The 18,858-nt window shown below is 73.5% G+C and carries 19 protein-coding genes; 6 read left to right on the forward strand and 13 right to left on the reverse strand.

The annotated features are described in order from the left end of the window. Positions 1–173 precede the first annotated feature (173 nt). Both ACF07V_RS25765 and ACF07V_RS25770 read left to right on the forward strand, forming a co-directional pair. The gene (locus tag ACF07V_RS25765; protein WP_392157527.1) at positions 174–383 is read left to right on the forward strand and encodes a gliding motility protein; all 210 of its coding nucleotides are present in this window, start codon (positions 174–176) and stop codon (positions 381–383) included. 45 nt (positions 384–428) lie between these two features. After that, complete coding sequence (locus tag ACF07V_RS25770; RefSeq protein ID WP_392157529.1) at positions 429–686, forward strand: antitoxin; 258 nt, start codon at positions 429–431, stop codon at positions 684–686. Between the two features lie 89 nt (positions 687–775). Here ACF07V_RS25770 and ACF07V_RS25775 read toward each other — a convergent pair whose 3' ends face one another. Together ACF07V_RS25775 and miaB are read right to left on the reverse strand one after the other, a co-directional pair. Beyond that, a complete protein-coding gene (locus ACF07V_RS25775; protein WP_392157531.1) occupies positions 776–1,495 on the reverse strand; it encodes a class III extradiol dioxygenase subunit B-like domain-containing protein in 720 nt (239 codons plus the stop codon). A gap of 428 nt (positions 1,496–1,923) precedes the next feature. Further along, on the reverse strand, positions 1,924–3,447 hold the full coding sequence (gene miaB, locus ACF07V_RS25780; protein ID WP_392157532.1) for a tRNA (N6-isopentenyl adenosine(37)-C2)-methylthiotransferase MiaB: 1,524 nt from the start codon (positions 3,445–3,447) through the stop codon (positions 1,924–1,926). Positions 3,448–3,628: 181 nt separating this feature from the next. Here miaB and ACF07V_RS25785 point away from each other — a divergent pair, with 181 nt between their 5' ends. From ACF07V_RS25785 to ACF07V_RS25795, 3 genes are read left to right on the forward strand one after another with little or no spacing between them, the layout of a single operon-like run. After that, positions 3,629–4,315, forward strand: coding sequence for a DedA family protein (locus ACF07V_RS25785; protein WP_392157534.1), 687 nt, complete (start codon positions 3,629–3,631; stop codon positions 4,313–4,315). 44 nt (positions 4,316–4,359) lie between these two features. Further along, positions 4,360–5,493, forward strand: a complete 1,134-nt coding sequence (locus ACF07V_RS25790; protein ID WP_392157536.1) for a sensor histidine kinase — start codon at positions 4,360–4,362, stop codon at positions 5,491–5,493. Then, positions 5,484–6,128, forward strand: a complete 645-nt coding sequence (locus tag ACF07V_RS25795) for a response regulator (protein WP_392157537.1) — start codon at positions 5,484–5,486, stop codon at positions 6,126–6,128. The genes ACF07V_RS25790 and ACF07V_RS25795 overlap by 10 nt, the downstream gene beginning before the upstream one ends. Here the strand turns inward: ACF07V_RS25795 and ACF07V_RS25800 are convergent. After that, positions 6,113–7,195, reverse strand: coding sequence for a CaiB/BaiF CoA transferase family protein (locus tag ACF07V_RS25800; protein ID WP_392157539.1), 1,083 nt, complete (start codon positions 7,193–7,195; stop codon positions 6,113–6,115). The genes ACF07V_RS25795 and ACF07V_RS25800 overlap by 16 nt on opposite strands. Positions 7,196–7,346: 151 nt before the next feature. Between ACF07V_RS25800 and ACF07V_RS25805 the strand changes: the two genes are divergently transcribed. Next, a complete protein-coding gene (locus ACF07V_RS25805) occupies positions 7,347–7,763 on the forward strand; it encodes an organic hydroperoxide resistance protein (protein WP_392157541.1) in 417 nt (138 codons plus the stop codon). Between the two features lie 118 nt (positions 7,764–7,881). Here the strand turns inward: ACF07V_RS25805 and hemL are convergent, their stop codons facing one another. The 10 genes from hemL to ACF07V_RS25855 form a co-directional block, all read right to left on the reverse strand. Beyond that, the gene (gene hemL / locus ACF07V_RS25810; protein ID WP_392157543.1) at positions 7,882–9,180 is read right to left on the reverse strand and encodes a glutamate-1-semialdehyde 2,1-aminomutase; all 1,299 of its coding nucleotides are present in this window, start codon (positions 9,178–9,180) and stop codon (positions 7,882–7,884) included. Then, a complete protein-coding gene (locus ACF07V_RS25815) occupies positions 9,177–11,222 on the reverse strand; it encodes an acetate--CoA ligase family protein (protein ID WP_392157545.1) in 2,046 nt (681 codons plus the stop codon). The genes hemL and ACF07V_RS25815 overlap by 4 nt, the downstream gene beginning before the upstream one ends. After that, positions 11,219–12,568 carry a glutamyl-tRNA reductase gene (gene hemA, locus ACF07V_RS25820; protein WP_392157546.1) on the reverse strand — a complete coding sequence of 450 codons (1,350 nt, stop codon included), beginning with the start codon at positions 12,566–12,568 and terminating at the stop codon, positions 11,219–11,221. The genes ACF07V_RS25815 and hemA overlap by 4 nt, the downstream gene beginning before the upstream one ends. A 4-nt stretch (positions 12,569–12,572) precedes the next feature. Beyond that, positions 12,573–13,592: a porphobilinogen synthase gene (hemB, locus tag ACF07V_RS25825; protein ID WP_392157548.1), complete on the reverse strand. Its 1,020-nt coding sequence runs from the start codon at positions 13,590–13,592 to the stop codon at positions 12,573–12,575. Between the two features lie 110 nt (positions 13,593–13,702). Then, the gene (locus ACF07V_RS25830; RefSeq protein WP_392157550.1) at positions 13,703–14,503 is read right to left on the reverse strand and encodes an aspartate/glutamate racemase family protein; all 801 of its coding nucleotides are present in this window, start codon (positions 14,501–14,503) and stop codon (positions 13,703–13,705) included. Continuing rightward, a complete protein-coding gene (locus ACF07V_RS25835; protein WP_392157551.1) occupies positions 14,472–15,722 on the reverse strand; it encodes an FAD-dependent oxidoreductase in 1,251 nt (416 codons plus the stop codon). Before ACF07V_RS25835 ends, ACF07V_RS25830 begins: the two co-directional genes overlap by 32 nt. After that, entirely contained in the window at positions 15,719–16,471 is a 753-nt protein-coding gene (locus ACF07V_RS25840) for an arylmalonate decarboxylase (RefSeq protein ID WP_392157553.1), read from the reverse strand. The genes ACF07V_RS25835 and ACF07V_RS25840 overlap by 4 nt, the downstream gene beginning before the upstream one ends. A gap of 170 nt (positions 16,472–16,641) precedes the next feature. Then, positions 16,642–17,076 carry a 4-oxalocrotonate tautomerase family protein gene (locus ACF07V_RS25845; RefSeq protein ID WP_392157555.1) on the reverse strand — a complete coding sequence of 145 codons (435 nt, stop codon included), beginning with the start codon at positions 17,074–17,076 and terminating at the stop codon, positions 16,642–16,644. Between the two features lie 25 nt (positions 17,077–17,101). Next, a complete protein-coding gene (locus ACF07V_RS25850) occupies positions 17,102–17,722 on the reverse strand; it encodes a LuxR C-terminal-related transcriptional regulator (RefSeq protein ID WP_392157557.1) in 621 nt (206 codons plus the stop codon). Positions 17,723–17,831: 109 nt separating this feature from the next. Further along, positions 17,832–18,761, reverse strand: a complete 930-nt coding sequence (locus tag ACF07V_RS25855) for a DMT family transporter (RefSeq protein WP_392157559.1) — start codon at positions 18,759–18,761, stop codon at positions 17,832–17,834. Positions 18,762–18,858: the final 97 nt, after the last annotated feature.

Genomic DNA, 18,858 nt, shown 5'->3' on the forward strand with positions numbered 1-18,858 from the left:
CAGTCTCGCAAACCTCCCGCCCGGTCCCCGAACGAGCTACGTGACGAGCCCCATCCGGCTTCGTTGCCTGTTGCGAGGTTCCGACCGTCCACCATCACGGAGCCGACCCCATCCGAGTACGCTATGGAGTGAATATGGGCGTTTTTTCAATGTTTCGCCGGAAGAAGCAGGACGTGGTCGAGGCCTCCCCCGAGGAGACCGGGACCGACGCCGGGACCGACACCGGGACGGATGTCACGGCCGAGGCCCCGGCTGCTCCTGCCGAGGACGCCGAGACCGACGAGGTGACGGCCTCGGCGGCCGCCGAGGCCGTGGAGATCCCGAAGCAGCAGTCGGCCGAGGCCGCCGCCGACAACGAGGCGGGCGAAGGAGCCCGCCGGTAGGACACGGAACACGGGCCCCCGGGGTCCGCGGAGGGAAGGTGCCCCATGGGTCTCCTGGATTCGCTGAAGGCCAAGCTCGCCCCGGCCAAGGGCAAGGTCGCCGGCCTCGCGCAACAGCACGGGGAGAAGATCGACCACGGCCTGGACAAGGCCGCGAAACTGGTCGACGAGAAGACCAAGGGCAAGTACAGCGACAAGATCCAGTCCGGTACGGGCAAGGCGAAGCACGCCATCGACCGGATCGGACACAAGGACGACGGCACGCCCGGGAGCGGTGGCGCGACGCCGCCGCCGGCCGCCTGAGAACCGGCGTCACCCGACAGTCCCTCCGCACGGCGGACGGCCGCGGAGCATCACGCTCCGCGGCCGTCCGCCGTTCGTGCGTCAGGCCCTCAGGACCAGGCGGCGACGAAGTACCCCACGCCGTACGGGGCGTCCTCGAAGAGCAGCCGGCCGTCGAGGCCCGCGCCCTCGGCGGCGCCCGCGAGGACCTGCCAGGGGGCGCGGCCGGCCGCCTTCAGCTCGCCCGCGAGCCCGGCGTCCAGCGCCAGCAGCGCGGCCACGTCGGCCGTGCCGAGCGCCCGGGCCGCCTCCGCGTCGAAGCCGGCCGCGCGCTCGTCCAGATAGCCCGGGGCCTTCACGGTCCGGCAGGCGCTGCCGTCGCCCATCACCAGGAGGGCGACGCGCTCGGCGGAGGCGGCGAGCTCACGGCCGGCCGCGGCGCAGGCGTCCGGCGCCGTCGCCTCGGTCACGCCCAGGCCCTCGATCGGGGCATCGGCCCAGCCGGCGCGGGCGAGGAGCCAGGCGGCGACGGCGAGGGGGGCGGGGAGGGGGCGGGTGCGGGGGGCGTCGTCGGCCCCGCCTTCGCCGAGCCGGACGGAGAGCTCGACGCCGAAGCCGGCGAAGGAGCCCGTCGCCCCGGCCTGGTAGGCGCCGTGCGCGCCCTCCTCGGCGGGCCCGACGACGTACAGCCGGTCGGGGCGGGCGGCGGCGAGCAGCCCGACGGCGTCCGCGCAGGCCGTCCTTGCGGGGGCCAGCTCGGGGGCGGCGCCGGTCGCTACCTCGGGTACGAGGAGTGGGGGGCTGGGGCAGACGGCTGCGGCGACAAGCATGATCCGCAGCCTACGCCTCCGTCGCTCGCGGACCTACGCTCCGCCGAGCCGGCACCGACCCCCGCGGTGGGCGCGCTGGTCCCTCCGGGCGGTGCCCACCCGCCACCCCCGTTGTGGGCATGCGTTCCGCCGGGGGCGACGGGGGTTCCCCCCTGCTCGAGCGGAGCCGAGAGCTTGGGGGAGGGTGGGCACAACGGAACGGCGCCCCTGCCGGCGCCAGAGGCTCCCGCGCCCTGACCCGCACCACGATGGGCGCCGCCCTGGGGGTGCGGGTCCAGGCCCGGAACGCGGAGGCGCCGCTAGGCGCGCCGTCCCGTGTGCCCACCCGTCCCGCCCCAGCGGGACGATTGCCCACAAGGCGGGTGGGCAAGGGACACCGCCCAGCCGGGCGCGGGCGCACACGCGGCGAAGACGGGCGCGGGGTTGGGTCAGTGGGTGCCGCAGGACGGGGTTTCTGCCGCGGGGAGGGGGGCCGGGGCGCCGATCTTCGGGAGGCCCAGGAGGACGCCCGTCTGCTTCGGGGCGGCCGTGCGCTTCTCCCAGGCGTCGCCCGCCCGCGTCCGGCGGACCGAGGAGACCTCGCCCTCGGCCAGCAGGTGGTGCGGGGCCGCGTACGTGATCTCGACGGTCACCACGTCGCCGGGCCGGACCTCCTCGGCCGGCTTCGTGAAGTGGACGAGACGGTTGTCGGGGGCGCGGCCGGAGAGGCGGTGGGTCTCGCCGTCCTTGCGGCCCTCGCCCTCCGCGACCATGACCTCCAGGGTGCGGCCGACCTGCTTCTTGTTCTCCTCCCAGGAGATCTCCTCCTGGAGGGCGACCAGGCGCTCGTAACGCGCCTGCACGACCTCCTTCGGGATCTGGCCCTCCATGGTCGCCGCCGGGGTGCCGGGCCGCTTGGAGTACTGGAAGGTGAAGGCGTTGGCGAAGCGGGCCTCGCGGACGGTGTGCATCGTCTGCTCGAAGTCCTCCTCGGTCTCGCCGGGGAAGCCCACGATGATGTCGGTGGAGATCGCGGCGTGCGGAATGGACGCGCGGACCTTCTCCAGGATCCCGAGGAAACGCTCCTGCCGGTAGGAGCGGCGCATCGCCTTGAGGATCGAGTCCGAGCCGGACTGGAGCGGCATGTGCAGCTGCGGCATGACGTTCGGCGTCTCGGCCATGGCGGCGATGACGTCGTCGGTGAAGTCGCGGGGGTGCGGCGAGGTGAAGCGGACGCGCTCCAGGCCCTCGATCTGCCCGCAGGCGCGCAGCAGCTTGCTGAAGGCCTCGCGGTCGCCCAGGTCGGAGCCGTACGCGTTGACGTTCTGGCCGAGCAGGGTGATCTCGGAGACGCCCTCGGCGACGAGCGCCTCGATCTCGGCGAGGATGTCGCCGGGCCGACGGTCCTCCTCCTTGCCGCGCAGGGCGGGGACGATGCAGAAGGTGCAGGTGTTGTTGCAGCCGACGGAGATCGAGACCCAGGCGGCGTACGCGGACTCGCGGCGGGTCGGCAGCGTGGAGGGGAAGGCCTCCAGGGACTCGGCGATCTCGATCTGCGCCTCCTCCTGGACGCGGGCGCGCTCCAGGAGGACCGGCAGCTTGCCGATGTTGTGCGTGCCGAAGACCACGTCGACCCAGGGGGCCTTCTTGACGATGGTGTCGCGGTCCTTCTGGGCGAGACAGCCGCCGACGGCGATCTGCATGCCGGGGCGCGTGGTCTTCATCGGGGCGAGCCGGCCGAGGTTGCCGTACAGCTTGTTGTCGGCGTTCTCGCGGACCGCGCAGGTGTTGAAGACGACGACGTCGGCGTCGCCGTCGGCGCCCTTGGGGGCCCGGACGTAACCCGCCTCTTCCAGCAGACCGGAGAGCCGCTCGGAGTCGTGGACGTTCATCTGGCACCCGTAGGTGCGGATCTCGTAGGTCTTGGTGCCGTCAACGCTCACTGCGGTGCTCCGGTCGCTGCTGCTCGTCATGGATCCAAGGGTAGGCCGTCCGGGGAGAGCCTCCGGACCGCGCCGGAGCCCGGCCCCCCTGCGGAAAACCGCAGGGGGGCCGGGTGGGAAGCCTCGTACCCGGGGCGAGCTGGGATTTCTAGCGTGAAGGGGTGCCGGGGCGAGGGCCCCGGGAAGTCGCTCGTCACCCTGGAGACCCACCGTGCCGATCACCGCGCTCCTCTCCCACCCGTCCATTCCCCTGGCCGTGGCCGGGGAGCCCGCCGACGGATTCGCCGGGTGGGCCGCCGGACTCGTCGACACGATGGGCGGGCCCGGTGCCGGGCTCGCCATCGCGCTGGAGAACCTCTTCCCGCCGCTGCCCAGCGAGGTGATCCTGCCGCTGACCGGTTTCGCCGCCGGGCAGGGGGTGCTCAGCCTCGCCTCGGCGCTGTTCTGGACGACGCTGGGCTCGGTGGTGGGGGCCGTTGCGCTCTACTGGATCGGCGCGCTGTTCGGTCGGCGCCGGATGCACGCGCTCTGGGCCCGGCTGCCGCTGGTGAAGGTCGCCGATCTGGAGCGGACCGAGCGGTGGTTCGCCCGGCACGGCACCAAGGCGGTGTTCCTGGGCCGGATGGTGCCGATCTTCCGGAGCCTCATCTCCGTCCCCGCCGGGGTCGAGCGGATGCCGATGCACCTCTTCCTCACCCTCACGGCGCTCGGCAGCCTCGTCTGGAACAGCGTCCTCGTGATGGCCGGTTACTGGCTCGGGGACCGCTGGGACCTCGTCGAGGGGTACGTGGGCGTGCTGTCCAAGGCCGTCCTGGTGCTCGCCCTCGTGGCCCTGGCCGCGTTCCTCGCCGTACGGCTCCGGGGGCGCAGGCGGGCGCAGCACCGCCGTACCTCGTGAGCGGGGCGCGGGAAGCCGTACCGCACGAAGTAGGCTCCGGGACCATGCGAGGGGGCGAGGGGGAGGCTTCGGCGGGCCGGCGGTTCGTCGGTGTGCTGCTCGGCTGCCTCAGCCCCCTGCTCTTCCTGGTCCCCGGTGCCGTCCTCGGCCCCCTGCTGCTGTGGCCCCGCGCGCGACCCGTTCTGATGGCCGGGGCCCGGCGGCTCGGCGCCCTGGAGCGGAGCCGCCGCTCGGTCTTCTTCGGCGACCGGTTCCCGGGCCCGTACGAGGTCCCCGACCGGCGGCTCCTCCGCTACCTCGCCGCCCGCGTCGGGGCGGGCCTGGTGACCGGGATCGTCCTCGGGCTCCTCGTCTTCGGCGAGGTCCTGGCCGTGCTGCTCGTCCGGGGCGTGGTCCGGGGCTCGCTCGGCTGGACGGAACTCCTCGGTCAGCTGCTGCTCGGCGGCGTCCTGCTCTTCCTCGACGTCCAGGGCCTGTACGCGCTGACCGCGCTCGACGCCCGCCTCGCGCGCGCGTGCTTCGGCCCCTCGGAGCAGGAGCTGCTGCGGCGCCGCATCGACGAACTCGCCCTCAGCCGGGCCGCCGTGGTGCAGGCCGTGGACACCGAGCGCCGGCGGATCGAGCGCGACCTCCACGACGGCGTCCAGCAGCGGCTCGTGGCCCTGGCCATGCTGCTCGGCCGGGCCCGCCGGGGCCGGGAGCGCGACCCTGAGCAGGCGGACGCCCTGCTGTGGCAGGCGCACCGGGAGGCCCAGGACGTCCTGTCCGAGCTGCGGGACGTGGCCTGGCGGGTGTACCCGGCGGCCCTCGACAGCCTGGGGCTCGAAGAGGCGCTCGGCGGGGTGGCGCAGCGCTGCGGGATCCCGCTGCGCGTCCGCTTCGAGGCGGGGGACGCGCCGCTGCCCCGGCCGGTGGAGACCGCCGCGTACTTCGTGGTGTCGGAGGCCGTCACCAACGCCGCCAAGCATTCCGCCGCCTCCGCCGTCTCCGTGCGCGTCACGCGCGTCGGCCCGCTGCTCACCGTGCGGGTCGAGGACGACGGCCGGGGCGGCGCGGACCCGGCGGGCAGCGGGCTCACCGGGCTGCGCAGCCGGGTCGCCGCGCTCGACGGGACCCTGCGCGTCGACAGCCCCCTCGGGGGACCCACCACTCTTGTCGCGGAGCTGCCGTGCGCGTGATCCTGGCCGAGGACTCGACCCTGCTGCGGGAGGGCCTGGTGCGGCTGCTCGTCGAGGAGGGCCACGAGGTGCTCGCCGCGTTCGGCGACGCGGAGAGCCTCGTCGCCGAGGTGGAGGCGCGGCGCCCGGACGTCGTGGTCGCCGACATCAGGATGCCGCCGACCCACACGGACGAGGGGCTGCGCGCCGCCGTGGAGATCCGCGAGCGGCTGCCGGACACGGGGGTGCTCGTGCTCTCGCAGTACGTCGAACGCAGCTACGCGGCCCGGCTCCTCGCCGCGGGCGCGGAACGGGTCGGCTACCTCCTGAAGGACCGGGTGGCGCAGGTCGAGGAGTTCCTCGACGCGCTGGAACGGATCCACGCGGGCGGGGCGGCGATCGACCCGGAGGTCGTGCACCAACTCGTCGTCCGCAGCACCCACGCCGATCCGCTGGCCCGGCTCACCCCGCGCGAGCGGGAGGTCCTGGAGGTGCTGGCCCAGGGGTACACGAACGCGGCGATCGCGCGGCAGCTGCACCTGTCGCTGAGCGCGGTCGAGAAGTACCTCAACGCCGTCTTCGACAAGCTGGAGCTGCACCGGACCGACGGCTACAGCCGGCGGATCCTGGCCGTGCTGCGCTACCTGGAGGCCTGAGTCCACTCGGTCAGGACCTCGTCGGTGTGCTCGCCCGGCAGCGGGGCACGGCCCGGAGCGTCCGCCGGGGTGCGGTCGAAGCGGGAGGCGGGGGCCGGCTGGACGGTGTCGCCGACCTGCACGAACGCGCCGCGCGCGGCCAGCTGGTGGTGCTCGGCAGCCTCGGCGGCGGTGAGGAGCGGGGCCACTCCGGCGTCCACGGCGTCGAAGAGCTTCACCCAGTGCGCGCGGTCCCGGGTCGCGAAGCGGGCGGCGATCAGGGCGCGCAGCTCCGGCCAGGCGGCCGGGTCGGCGCGGTCGGGCAGGGTGTCCTCCTCCGTCAGGCCCAGCTGCTCCAGGAGGTTCTGGTAGAGCCGGGGTTCGATGGCGGCGACCGCGAGGTGCAGGCCGTCGGAGGCCGCGTAGAGGGAGTAGTGCGGGGCGTCGGTGACGGTGTGGTTGCCGGGGACCGCGCGCCACTGGTGGATCAGGGTGGCGATCAGCGCGGCGCCGTCCGCGAGGGCCGTGTCGACGACCTGGCCCCTGCCGGAGCGCTCCCGCTCGTGGAGTGCGGCGAGCAGCCCGTGCACATGGGCGTTGGCGCCGCCGGCGAAGCTGGAGAGGTACGCGGTCGGGGGCGGGACGGGCGCCCCGGTCGCCGGGTCGGTGTCCAGGGCGCCGGTCAGGGCGAGCACCGCGAGGTCGTGGGCGGCGCGTCCGGCCCACTCGCCCCGGCCGCCCCAGCCGCTGAGCCGCCCGTACACCAGGCGCGGGTTGCGGGCGTGGGCCGCCTCGGGGCCGATGCCGAGGCGGTCGGCGACGCCGGGGCGGAAGCCCTCGACGAGGATGTCGGCGTGCTCGGCGAGGGCGAGCGCCTGCTCGATCCCTTGGGGGCCCTTGAGGTCGAGGACGACGGAGCGGCGGCCGCGGGAGAGCGGGTTCTCCGGGGGGCGCTCGTTCCCGGCGGCGGGCGCCCTGTCGACGCGTACGACATCGGCACCGAGACCGGACAGGACGGTGCCGACGAAAGCGGTGGGCGCCGAGCCCGCGAATTCCAGTACGCGGACTCCGGTCAGCGGTCCGGCCATGGCCAACTCCCTTGCATTCATGGGCCTGTGATGCGCTCCACGCTATCCGGAGGCGCTCCGGAAAGGACTGCGGAGATCCGTAGCGCCGGGAATTCGACGGCGCCGGAGACTGGGGGAATTCCCCCTTCTCCGCTTTCGAAAGGCATGCCGCATGGCCATCGTCTACACCGCCGAGGTCGCTTCCACCGGGGACGGGCGCAACGGCGCCGTGCTCTCCTCCGACGGGCTCCTCGACCTGCCGCTGTCGAGCCCCAAGGCCGTCGGCGGCTCCGGCACCGCGACCAACCCCGAGCAGCTCTTCGCCGCCGGCTACGCCGCGTGCTTCCACAGCGCGCTCCGGGTGTCCGCGCGCGAGTCCGGGACCGCGCTCACGGACGACACCGTGACCGCCGAGGTGGCCCTGCACAAGGAGGACGGCGGCTTTCACCTTTCGGTGGTTCTCACCGTCGAACTGCCCGGCCTCGACGCTGCGGAGGCGCGGCGGCTCGCCGACGCCGCCCACGGGCGCTGCCCGTATTCGAAGGCGGTCCGGGGGAACGTCGAGGTGCGGATCGATCTCGCCGCTTGACGCACGGAGCCGGAAAGGCGCGCGGAGCCGGAAAGGCGCGCGGAGCCGGAAAGGCGCGCGGAGCCGGAAAGGGAAGAGCCCCCGTGGTCCACGGGGGCTCTTCCCTTTCCGTTCGCTGTCAGCGCTTCGCCGACGCCGCTGCCGCCGCGGCGGCCGGGAGCGCTTCGACCACCCGGCTCACGGCCCGGTCGTCGTGCGAGGCCGAGATGAACCAGGCCTCGAAGGGCGAGGGCGGCAGATAGACGCCCTGCCGCAGCAGTTCGTGGAAGAACGGCGTGTAGCGGTACGACTCGGTGGCGCGGACCCCGTCGAAGTCCACCACCTCGTCCTCGCCGAAGAAGACCGAGAACATGGTGCCGGAGTACTGCAGCCGGTGCGCCACGCCCTCCTTGGCGAGGGCGGCGGAGACCTCGGCGCCGATCGTGGCCGAGACCCGGTCGAGCCGCTCGTACACCTCGGGGGTGCTGTGCCGCAGGGTGGCGAGGCCGGCGGCGGTGGCGACCGGGTTCCCGGAGAGGGTGCCCGCCTGGTAGACGGGGCCCGCGGGGGCGAGGTGGCCCATGACGTCGGCGCGTCCGCCGAAGGCCGCCGCGGGGAAGCCGCCGCCCATGACCTTGCCGAAGGTCAGCAGGTCGGGGGCGACGCCGTCCCGCCCGTACCAGCCGGAGCTGCTGGCCCGGAAACCCGTCATGACCTCGTCGGAGATGAAGAGCGCGCCGTGGCGGGCGGTGATCTCCTTGAGGCCGGCGTTGAAGCCCGGCAGCGGGGGGACGGCGCCCATGTTGCCGGGGGCCGCCTCGGTGATGACGGCGGCGATCCCGTCGCCGATCTCGGCGAAGACCTTCTCGACGGCCGCCAGGTCGTTGTACGGCAGGACGATCGTGTCGCTCGCCTGGGCGCCGGTGACGCCGGGGGTGTCGGGCAGCGCGAAGGTCGCGAGACCGGAGCCGGCGGAGGCGAGCAGCGCGTCGACGTGGCCGTGGTAGCAGCCGGCGAACTTCACGATCTTGCCGCGGCCGGTGAAGCCGCGGGCGAGGCGGATCGCCGACATGGTGGCCTCGGTGCCGGAGCTGACCAGGCGGACCTGCTCGACGGGGGCGACGCGGTCGACGATCTCCTCGGCGAGTTCGACCTCTCCGGTGGACGGCGCCCCGAAGGAGGTGCCCCGCTCCAGGGCCCGGGTGACCGCTTCGACGACGGCCGGGTGCCGGTGGCCGAGGATCATCGGGCCCCAGGAGCAGATGAGGTCGACGTACTCGTTGCCGTCGCTGTCGGTGAGGTACGGTCCCTCGGCGGAGGCGATGAAGCGGGGGGTGCCGCCGACGGCGCCGAAGGCGCGGACCGGCGAGTTGACGCCGCCGGGGGTGACCTTGCGGGCGCGCTCGAAGAGGGCCCTGCTGTTCTCCGTACCGCTCATCGGGCCGCCCCCTCGATGCTCAGCGCCGCGTCCAGGACGACGGCGCCCTTCGTGAGGACCCGCACCGGGTTGAGGTCGAGGGCGAAGCCGGCCGGCCAGTCCTGGACCAGTTCGCCGACCTTGTGGAGGAGTTCGGCGGCGGCTTCGACGTCCACGGCGGCGCGGCCGCGGGTGCCGGCGAGTATCCGCGCGCCGCGCAGCCCGGCGAGGAGCTCGGCGCCCTCGCCCGGGGCGAGCGGCAGGAGCCGGTGGCCGACGTCGTCGAGGACCTCGGTGAAGATGCCGCCGAGACCCGCGGTGAGCACCGGGCCCAGGTCGGTGGTGTGGACGCCCACGATCAACTCGACGCCTTCGCCGACGAGTTCCTCGACGAGCACCTGGCCGCCGAGCGCGGCGAGCCGGGCGTACGCCTCGGGCGCGGTCGCGGCGGTGACGCCGATCTCGACGCCACCGGCCTCCGTCTTGTGGAGCAGGCCGGGGACGACCGCCTTGAGCACCGCGGTACCGCCGACCTCGGCGACGGCCGCCGCCGCGTCCTCGGCGCTCGCGACGATCCGGCCCTGGGGCACGGCGATCCCGGCCTCGGCGAGGAGCGCCTTCAGCTGCGGCTCCGTGGCCTCGGGTCCGGGGCCGGGCACGGTCCCGGGGCGCGGGGCCTCCGGGAGCGTACGGGGACGGCTGACCTCCCAGAGGGCGGCGGCGGCGCGCAGGGCGCGGGCCGGTGTCGGGTACTCGGGGAGGCCGGCCTCGCGCAGGTCGCGGGGGGCGTCGGGGGCGAGGAAGTCGGCGCCGGTGCGGGCGACGAGGATGGGCTTGCCGCCCTTCGCGGCGGCGCGGGACAGGGCGTTGACGGCCTTCTCGACGTCGGGTCCGGCCATCACGCAGAAGGCGGCGACGATGATGTCGACGGTGTCGTCGGCGATCAGGACGTCGAGGGAGCGGTCGAACAGGGAGGGGTCGCTGAGGACGGTGGCCGTGATGTCGACCGGGTTGTCGATGGCCCCGAAGGCCGGGACGATCTCGGCGAGCGCCTCCTTGCTGCGCGGTTCCAGCGCGCTGAGCTCCAGGCCGTGGGCCTCGACGGCGTCGGCGGCGAGGATGCCGGAGCCGCCGGAGGTGGTGACGACGGCGACGCGGTTGCCGGCGGGGCGCCGCTCGGACTCGAAGACCCGGGCCACGTCGAGGAGTTCGTCGATGTCGTCGACGCGGACGATGCCGAGGCCGCGCAGGGCCGCGTCCAGGACCCGGTCGTCGGTGGCGAGGGCGCCGGTGTGCGAGGCGGCGGCGCGGCCGCCCGCCTCCGTACGGCCGGACTTGAGGAGGGCGACGGGCTTGCCGGAGCCGGCGAGCTCGCGGAGGGTCCCGATGTCCGGGGTGTCCTCCAGGTAGCCGAGGAGGCCGGTGGCCTCGGGGACGGTGGCGAGTTCGCGGAGGACTTCGAGGGCGGTGACGTCGGCGTCGTTGCCGGTGCTGACCACCCAGCCGGGGCGCAGGCCCCGCTCCAGGGCGAGGCTGGCGGCGCCGAAGCCGAGGGCGCCGCTCTGGCTGACGAAGGCGAGGGTGCCGGGCTCGAAGGGCACGGACTCGGCGCCGAACAGCGGGCTGAAGGTGGCCAGGACGCGGTTCTCGTAGCCGACGGCCCCGATGCAGTTGGGGCCGATGATCCGCAGGCCTCCGGCGCGGGCCTTGGCGACGACCTCCGCCTGGAGGCGGGCGCCCTCCTCGCCGGTCTCGGCGAAGCCGGAGGAGGCGATGACGGCGAGCTTGACGCCGGCGGCCACGCAGTCGTCGACGGCACCGGGGACCCGCTCGGCGGAGACCATGATCAGGGCCAGGTCGACGGGGCCGGGGGCGTCCTTGACGCTGGGGTGGGCGGGGATGCCGAGGATCTCCGGGGAGCGCGGGTTGACCGGCAGGACGCGGCCCTTGTAGCCGTACCGGAGGAGGTAGTCGAGCGGCTTGCGGCCCAGGGCGCCGGGGCGCTCGCTGGCCCCGATGACGGCGATGGATTCGGCTTCCCAGAGGGCCGAGATGTCACTCATGCGATGGCCTCGATCTTCTTCTCGTTCGGGTCGTTCGTCTCGTTCGTGTCGCTGTCACGGGAAGGTTCCGCCGCGGCGAAGAGGCGGGTGAAGGCGGCGATGTGCCGGGCGCCGTCCGGGTCGGCCGCCAGCTCCCGCACGAGGACGGTGGGCTGGTGCAGGGCCTTGTCGACGATGCGGCGGACGCTGCGGCCGATCTCCTGCCGCGCCGCGCCGTCGAGCCCGTCCAGGCGGCGGGCGAGCCGGTCGAGCTCGGCCTCGGCCGCCTCGGTGGCGGCGGTGCGCAGGGCGGTGAGGACGGGCTTGGCGCCGGCGAGCCGGAGGCCGGTGCGGAACTGCTCCACCTCGGCGTCGATCAGCTCGTGGGCGGCCTGGACGCTGGCGGCGGAGATCTCGTCCTCCTGGCCCTCCTCCGCGATCCGGCGCAGGTCGACGAAGGTGACGCCGGGCAGGTCCGCCGCCGTGGGGGCGATGTTGTGCGGCAGCGACAGGTCGAGCAGGAACAGTTCGCGGCCGTCCCGGGCGGCGAGCGCCTCCTCGACGTGGGCGGCGGTGACGAGGTGGCCGGTGGCGGCGGTGGCGCCGACGACGACGTCGACCTCGGTGAGCAGCCGCGGCACGTCCGTGAGGTCGTAGCCCACTCCCCCGGTGGTCTCGGCGAGCCGCTGGGCCTTCTCCGGGGTGCGGTTGGCGACGTGCACCCGGTCGAGGCCGGAGCGGCGCAGCGCGGCGACGACGACGCCGGCGAAGGCTCCGGCGCCGATGACGAGGGCGGTCTTGCCGTGCAGGGAGCCGACCCGGCGCTCGAAGAAGCCGAGTCCCGCGGTGGCGAGGGAGCGGCCGGCCTCGTTGAGCCCGGTCTCGTTGCGGGCCCGCTTGCCGACCCGCAGGGCCGTCTGGACGGCCTTGGCGAGGACCCGGCCGGTGCGGTCGAGCCGCTGGGACCGTTCGAGTCCCAGTTTCACCTGGCCGAGGATCTGGTCCTCGCCGACCACGACCGATTCGAGTCCGGAGGCCACGGCGAAGAGGTGGCGTACGGCTCCGTCGGAGTGGTGGCGGTAGAGGTGCGGGGCGATCTCCTCGTGGTCGACGCCGGTGTGCTGGGCGAACAGCTCGCCGAGGTCGTCGAGTTCGCCGAGTTCGGCGGTGGAGCCGCGGGTCTCGGCGTAGATCTCCAGGCGGTTGCAGGTGGAGACGACGACGGCGGCGTCGATGCCGTCGACGGAGGTCACGTCGGAGACGAGCTCCTCGGCGGGCCGGTCGGTGCCGGCGAGTCTCTCCAGGAGTTCGAGCGGGGCGCTGGCATGGCTGATGCCGAGGACCAGCATGGTGGAGGACGGGGTCACCGGGTCACCGGTCCAGGCTCTGGGCGAACTCGGAGGCCCAGTAGGTGATGATCTGGGTGGCGCCGGCGCGGTGGATGGAGGCGAGGCTCTCCCGGACGACCTGGTCGCGGTCGATCCAGCCCTTGGCGGCGGCCGCCTCGACCATGGAGTACTCGCCGGAGACCTGGTAGGCGGAGACGGGCACCTGCACGTGGTCGGCGATGAGCCGGACGATGTCGAGGTAGGCGAGGGCGGGCTTCACCATGACGAGGTCGGCGCCCTCGGCGACGTCGAGCGAGACCTCCAGGAGGGATTCGCGGATGTTGCCGGGGAACTGCTGGTAGCCCTTGCGGTCGCCGCGCAGGGTGGACTCGACGGCGTCGCGGAAGGGGCCGTAGAAGTGCGAGGCGTACTTGGCGGAGTAGCCGAGGATGGCGACGGACTGGTGTCCGGCCCGGTCGAGGGCTTCGCGGATGCGGCGGACCTGGCCGTCCATCATGCCGCTGGGGGCGACGATCTGGGCGCCGGCGTCGGCCTGGACGACGGCGGCCCGGGCGTACAGCTCGATGCTGGCGTCGTTGTCGACGTCGCCGTTCGCGTCGAGGACGCCGGTGTGGCCGTGGTCGGTGTACTCGTCGAGGTTGATGTCGCCGATGACCACGGTGGAGTCGCCGACCTCGGCGGTGACGTCGCGCAGGGCGACCTGGAGGATGCCGTCCGGGTCGACGGCGCCGGTGCCGGTGGGGTCCTTGTGCTCGGGGATCCCGAAGAGGATGAGCCCGCCGACCCCGTTGGCGACGGCTTCGGCGGCGGCCTTGCGGAGGGTGTCGCGGGTGTGCTGGAAGACGCCCGGCATGGAGGGGATCTCACGCGGTTCGGTGAGGCCCTCGCGGAGGAAGAGGGGCTGGACGAGGTTGGCGGGGCCGACGCGGGTCTCGGCGGCGAAGCGGCGCAGGGCGGGCGTGCGGCGGAGCCGGCGCGGGCGGTAGTAGGGGGCGGCGGGGTCGGTGGCCGCGGTGTTGCGGCCGTAGGCGTCGTACGTCATGGGCGTGACTCCTTCGAGAGCGTGGCGGCGTGCGGTCTCGGATCCGGGTGCGAGTGCGGGTGCGGGGGCGGGTGCGGGGCGGGGGACAGGGCATCTCCTGACGGCTTCGGCTAGAGCGCCGAGCCCAGGAAGACGCGTTCCAGGTGCTTGCTGACGGGCTCGTCGGGGCGGCTGAACCAGTAGCCGTGGCCGCTGCGCCGGAAGAGCTTCAGCTCGCCCAGCTGGACGAGGGTCTCGGCGAGCTTCACCGCGAGTCCGGCGGGGTCGATCACGGGCAGGCCGTGGAGTTCGTGGATGCCGAGGTGCCAGAGGATCTCGTTGGGGATGCCCTCGGCGGGGATGATGACCTCGGCCCCGGCCCGGGCGGCGCGCTCCGCGGCCGCCGAGTACACCTCGACGAACTCGTCGAAGTCGCCCTCCAGGGAGCGGTGCACGGAGTCCCAGCCGCCGGGCACGACCTCGTACGAGCTGAGCGAGGACTCCAGGCGGTACTGGCGGATGTTGGCCCTGATGGGCTCCTCCAGGGGCGGCATGAAGCCGAGGACGCCGAAGCGCTGGCCGGTGAGCGCCGAGAGGAAGAAGGCCGTCTCGCCGTAGCCGAGGGTGGGGATGGAGGCGAGGTGGCGGGCGTCGCGGAGGCCGGGGTCCTGGCCGGCGGCGATCACCCAGGCGTCGTAGCCCTCCCGCTCCGCGACGAGCGCGGACTCGGAGAAGTGCCGGCTGAAGAGCACCTGGGCGGAGTGGTGGCCGACGAGGCCGAAGGGGGTGCGGTCGGGGTACGTGTCGGCCGGCAGGGTCTTGATGTCGACGGTGGTGCCGGGTGAGGCGATGGCGTCGAGGTGTTCGCGGTACCACTGGTCGAGCAGCGGCAGGCGTCCCTCAACGGTGTGCTTGTGAAACCAGATCCGCATGTGCGTCACCTTTCAGGGGTCGTGGTGCGACGTCGAGAAGTGATGCCTTGAGCAGGTAGTCGGTGGCCGCGCGGGGGTCGGCGGCGGTGCGCCGCAGGTCGGCGATCCGGGCGAGGAGTTCGGCGGGGCTGTCGAGGCCGGCCGTGCGGGCCTCGCTGCGCGGGAGGACGGCCGTCTCGACGACGGAGCGGCGTCGGCGGAGGGCCGTGTCGAGCGGCGTCTCGTCGCCGGTGCCGTCGTTCAGGACGGCGGCGAGGGCCCGGCCGGTCTCCACGGCGTCGTGGAGACCGCAGTTCATGTTCAGACCACCGGCGGTGGACGTGAGGTGGGCCGCGTCCCCGGCGAACAGGACCCGGCCGGCCCGGTAGGTCGGCAACAGGAACCGCGCGAGCCGGTAGGTGTGCGCGTCCGTGATCCGCACAGCCCGTCCGGCGCCGCCGGGCAGGGCCCTGTCGACCCGCGCGCGCACGGCGTCCGGCGCGAGCACCTCGTCGCGGGGCGTCCCGCGCGGGATCCGGAAGATGAGCCGCCAGTGGTCGGGCATCCCGAGCGCGCTGACCGAGCCCCGCGGGTCGCGGACGTACGTCAGCGGGGCGAGCCCGGGGACCAGCGCGTCGAGCGGGGCGTCGGTGACCACGCGGAGCGCGTAGTCCGGGTACTCCTCGGCGGTGCCGGGCAGTCCGGCGAGCTCGCGCAGCCGGCTCCGGCTGCCGTCGGCCGCCAGGACGTACGGGTGGTGGGAGACCGTCGGCCGTCCCGCCGCGTCCTCGGTGCGCAGCCGCACCCCGTCGCCGGTCTCGTCGGCGCCCGTGGCGGTGGCGCCGAACCGTACGTCGGCGAGGCCGGTCGCGGTCAGCGCGTCGAGCAGCAGCGGGGTGAGCCGGGCCTGTTCGACGTGGAGCCGGTAGGGGTGACGGGTGTGGCCTGCGAGCAGTCCGTAGTCCAGCTCGGCGTGCACCGCGCCGTCCAGGTCGCGCCACTGGACGCGGTCGACGGTGCGGCCCTGTCCGCGCAGGTCGGCCGCGACGCCGAGTTCGTCGAGGAGGTCGAGGGTCGCGGGGTGGAAGGTGGAGGCGCGGGACTCGGTGGCGAGGTGGGTCCTGGACTCCAGGACGGTCACCGGGATCCCGGCGCGGGCGAGGACGAGTGCGGCGGTCAGGCCCACCGGCCCGGCGCCGACGACGGCGACCGGCCCGTGGGGCGTCGTACGGGCGCTCACGACACGGCCACGGCGGCGGCCCGCTCCGCGAGCCGGCGGAGCAGCGGGTGGGCGTCCGGTCCGCCGGCCGGGAGACCGAGGGTGTCACGGGCCCACCAGGCGCTCGCCAGGTTGGAGGTGAGGAGGGTGTGCGCGCTGTCCCGGCCGAGCGCGGCGAGCGCCTCGAAGGTGAACATGCCGGTGCCGGTGAACAGCAGGGTCGCGTCCTCCGGGAGTCCGGCCTCCCGGACCTGGGCGACGAGTTCCTCGGTGGTCACGTCGTACGGGGAGAAGCGCGCGCCGGCCCGGATCTTGACGACGCGGTCGACCTCGAGTCCGGCCGACTCCCAGTACGCCCGGGAGAGTTCGGTGAGCCACGGCTCGTACGGCGAGATCAGGACGAGCCGTTCGGCGCCCACGGCGCACGCGGTGTCGAGGATGGCGAGGGCGGCGGACCGTACGGGCGCTCCCACCCGCTCGGAGAGCTCCGCGCAGAGCGCGCGGTCGCCTTCGGGGGTGAGGAGGTAGTGCGAGCCGGTGCAGGAGACGACGGCCGCGTCGAGACGCAGTCCGCCGAAATTCCCCAGCACTTCGGGAAGAACGTCGTTGTACTTCTCCAGACGACCGCGCAGGTCTTTTCCGGGAAGTACCGGGAACCGTGCTGTGTGGACGTTGATCGCGGGATTCACGAGGCTGCCGATCTCGGGTTCGGCGGCGGCGTTTCCGGATGGAACCACCACACCGAGTCGCGGCGCCGATTGCAGAGCCATGAGCGAGTCTCTCCCATCCGCCGGTGCCATTGACATCACCGTACGGGCGGGGTGACCCGTACATCGATACGGGAATCCGCACTCCTTTCCGGGGTGCCCGCTTCCGGAAATGCGAACGGCGCCGCACCGTGAATACGGTGCGGCGCCGCCGCCGACAGGAATACGGAAATTCAGCTTGCCGGGGCCGCTTCGGCGACGAGTTCGTCGATCTTCGCGCGGCGGGTGAGGCCGCCGTTCACGGCCCAGTTCCCCTCCGGGATCTCGTTCACCACGAGCCAGACGACGGTGTCGGGCCCGGTCGCCCCGTGCACGTGCCGGGTGACCTCGACGGACAGCGCCTCGTTCCGCTCGGGGGTGAGGAAGCCCTCCAGGGGCGTGACGACGACGAGGACGCCCGGGGGCCGGCCGGCGCCGGTGGTCGCGAACCCCTTGGCGGCCTCGCGGACGTACACCCAGGTGGCTGCGGCGAAGAACTCGGTGTGCGGCAGCTCCATGGCCGTGAGCACGGAGTCGGCGACCTGCTGCTGCAGGACCTCCGCGGCGGCCTCGGACAGGGTGCCCTCGGGAACGGTTATCTCGACCAGCGGCATGGTGACTCCCATCATCGGTGTGTGCGTGAGGAGGTGTGGTTCAGCAGGCCGGCGCGGCTTCGAACCGGTCGATGGCAGCGGCCAGCTGGGCGCGCCTGCGGATGTCGAGCTTCCGGTAGATCCGGGTGATGTGCAGCTCCACGGCCCGGGTGGAGACCGTGAAGGACTCGGCGATCTGTCTGTTGGTCAGGCCGTCGAGCATCATCGTGGCGATGCGTCGCTCGTGGGCGGTCAGCTCCTCACGGGCGACCGGCGGGGCGGTCGGCTCCTCGCGCGTGCCCGGAGGGGTGGGTGGCGTGAGGAAGACCGGCGCGCCCCCGCGTATTCGCTCGTGGGTCCCGGCTCCGCCGGTGGAACGTTCGAGGCCGGCCAGCACCACGTGCCCCATGACGGCGTTCCACTCCCGGACCCTCAGCTCGCCGACGACCTGCGCCTGCGCGTACGGGTCGGCGTACAGCACCCGTAAGAGTGTGCGGCGGTCGGGGGCCTCACAGACCAGGAATTCCCCGCTGCCGTCCCGCCATGGTCCGCCGCCGAGCAGAATGCCGCGCGCGGCCATTCTTTTCCAGTACGTCCGATGAGCCTCTCCGAAACTCAACCGGTCCGTCTCATTGCCACGGAAAACGAGTTCGACCACAAAAGCCACGTGCGACTCCCCCATGAAGGCCGGGTGTTTCCACTTGTGACGCTACCATCCACCGCCCGCCCATTGAATGAACACAATGTTGCGGACGGCGGCCCGGCATTTCATGGGTTCCGGCGGTACGTGGCTAATCGGCCGCCGCGGACGTCGGTACGGGGGCGGTCTCGGGGGCCGGTTCGGCCGCCGGGCGGGGCTTGCGGCGCAGCAGTCCGGTGGCGGCGAGCACCGCCACGGCGCCCAGCCACACGGTCCAGCCGAGCGGCTCGCGCAGCACGGCGGCGCCGAGCACCACGGCCACCGCGGTCATGAGGTAGGTGACGGTGGAGGCCACCGTGGGCCCGTCCTTGATGATCAGCTCGAAGTTGAGCAGCGCGGCGAAGCCCGTGCAGACCACGCCGAGGACGAGGACCGAGATCACCGAGTCGGTGCGCCAGGTCACGGCCTGGAGGCCGAGGAAGGGGAAGGCGGCGAGGAGCAGCACGGTCGCCGCGCCGAGCTGTCCGCCGGCCAGCATCAGCGGCGGAATGCCCTTGCCCACGAGGAACTTGCCCATGTACGCGAAGCTGGCGCCGAAGCTGACCGAGCCGAGGACGAAGCAGAGGATGCTCCAACCGGAGCCCGCGGAGGCCGCGTTCCAGGGGGAGGCGATGAGCGCGGTGCCGCCGAGGCCGAGCAGCACACCGCCGGCCTTGTAGCCGGAGACCCGCTTCTCCTGGCCGAGGAGGAGCGCGGCGGCCAGGGTCCAGATCGGCGCGCTGCCGTTGACGACGGCGGCGACGCTGCTGGAGCCCTGGATCTCGCCTTCGGCGTACAGGGTCCAGGGGATGGCGTTGCCGAGGAGCGCGGCCACCGTCAGATGCCCCCAGATGGCGGCCTCCTTGGGCAGCCGGAGCCCCTTCGCATAGCCGATGGCGAGGATGACGACGGCGCCGAGGGCGAGCCGGGCGAGCACCATCTGCACGGGGGAGAAGCCGTATCCGGCGATCTTGATCCACAGGAAGACGGAGCCCCAGACGAGGCTCAGCGCGGCCAGCCGCGCGTAGGTGGCTTTGGACATGGGTGTTCCCGCTCCAGGAGAGGACAAGGGGAGAAGAAGGGGACGCGCGAAGTGGTCCGCGGTACGGGAACGAGCCTCGCAGCGGCGGCCGGGCGGA

Source organism: Streptomyces sp. NPDC015661, assembly GCF_043077765.1.
Taxonomy (GTDB): domain Bacteria; phylum Actinomycetota; class Actinomycetes; order Streptomycetales; family Streptomycetaceae; genus Streptomyces.

Coding starts and splice junctions, on each gene's coding strand:
- ACF07V_RS25770 (WP_392157529.1), top strand. CDS start 429: ATGGGTCTCCTGGATTCGCTGAAGGCCAAGCTCGCCCCGGCCAAGGGC.
- ACF07V_RS25775 (WP_392157531.1), bottom strand. CDS start 1,495: ATGCTTGTCGCCGCAGCCGTCTGCCCCAGCCCCCCACTCCTCGTACCC.
- miaB (WP_392157532.1), bottom strand. CDS start 3,447: ATGACGAGCAGCAGCGACCGGAGCACCGCAGTGAGCGTTGACGGCACC.
- ACF07V_RS25790 (WP_392157536.1), top strand. CDS start 4,360: ATGCGAGGGGGCGAGGGGGAGGCTTCGGCGGGCCGGCGGTTCGTCGGT.
- ACF07V_RS25800 (WP_392157539.1), bottom strand. CDS start 7,195: ATGGCCGGACCGCTGACCGGAGTCCGCGTACTGGAATTCGCGGGCTCG.
- ACF07V_RS25805 (WP_392157541.1), top strand. CDS start 7,347: ATGGCCATCGTCTACACCGCCGAGGTCGCTTCCACCGGGGACGGGCGC.
- hemL (WP_392157543.1), bottom strand. CDS start 9,180: ATGAGCGGTACGGAGAACAGCAGGGCCCTCTTCGAGCGCGCCCGCAAG.
- ACF07V_RS25815 (WP_392157545.1), bottom strand. CDS start 11,222: ATGAGTGACATCTCGGCCCTCTGGGAAGCCGAATCCATCGCCGTCATC.
- hemB (WP_392157548.1), bottom strand. CDS start 13,592: ATGACGTACGACGCCTACGGCCGCAACACCGCGGCCACCGACCCCGCC.
- ACF07V_RS25830 (WP_392157550.1), bottom strand. CDS start 14,503: ATGCGGATCTGGTTTCACAAGCACACCGTTGAGGGACGCCTGCCGCTG.
- ACF07V_RS25840 (WP_392157553.1), bottom strand. CDS start 16,471: ATGGCTCTGCAATCGGCGCCGCGACTCGGTGTGGTGGTTCCATCCGGA.
- ACF07V_RS25845 (WP_392157555.1), bottom strand. CDS start 17,076: ATGATGGGAGTCACCATGCCGCTGGTCGAGATAACCGTTCCCGAGGGC.
- ACF07V_RS25850 (WP_392157557.1), bottom strand. CDS start 17,722: ATGGGGGAGTCGCACGTGGCTTTTGTGGTCGAACTCGTTTTCCGTGGC.
- ACF07V_RS25855 (WP_392157559.1), bottom strand. CDS start 18,761: ATGTCCAAAGCCACCTACGCGCGGCTGGCCGCGCTGAGCCTCGTCTGG.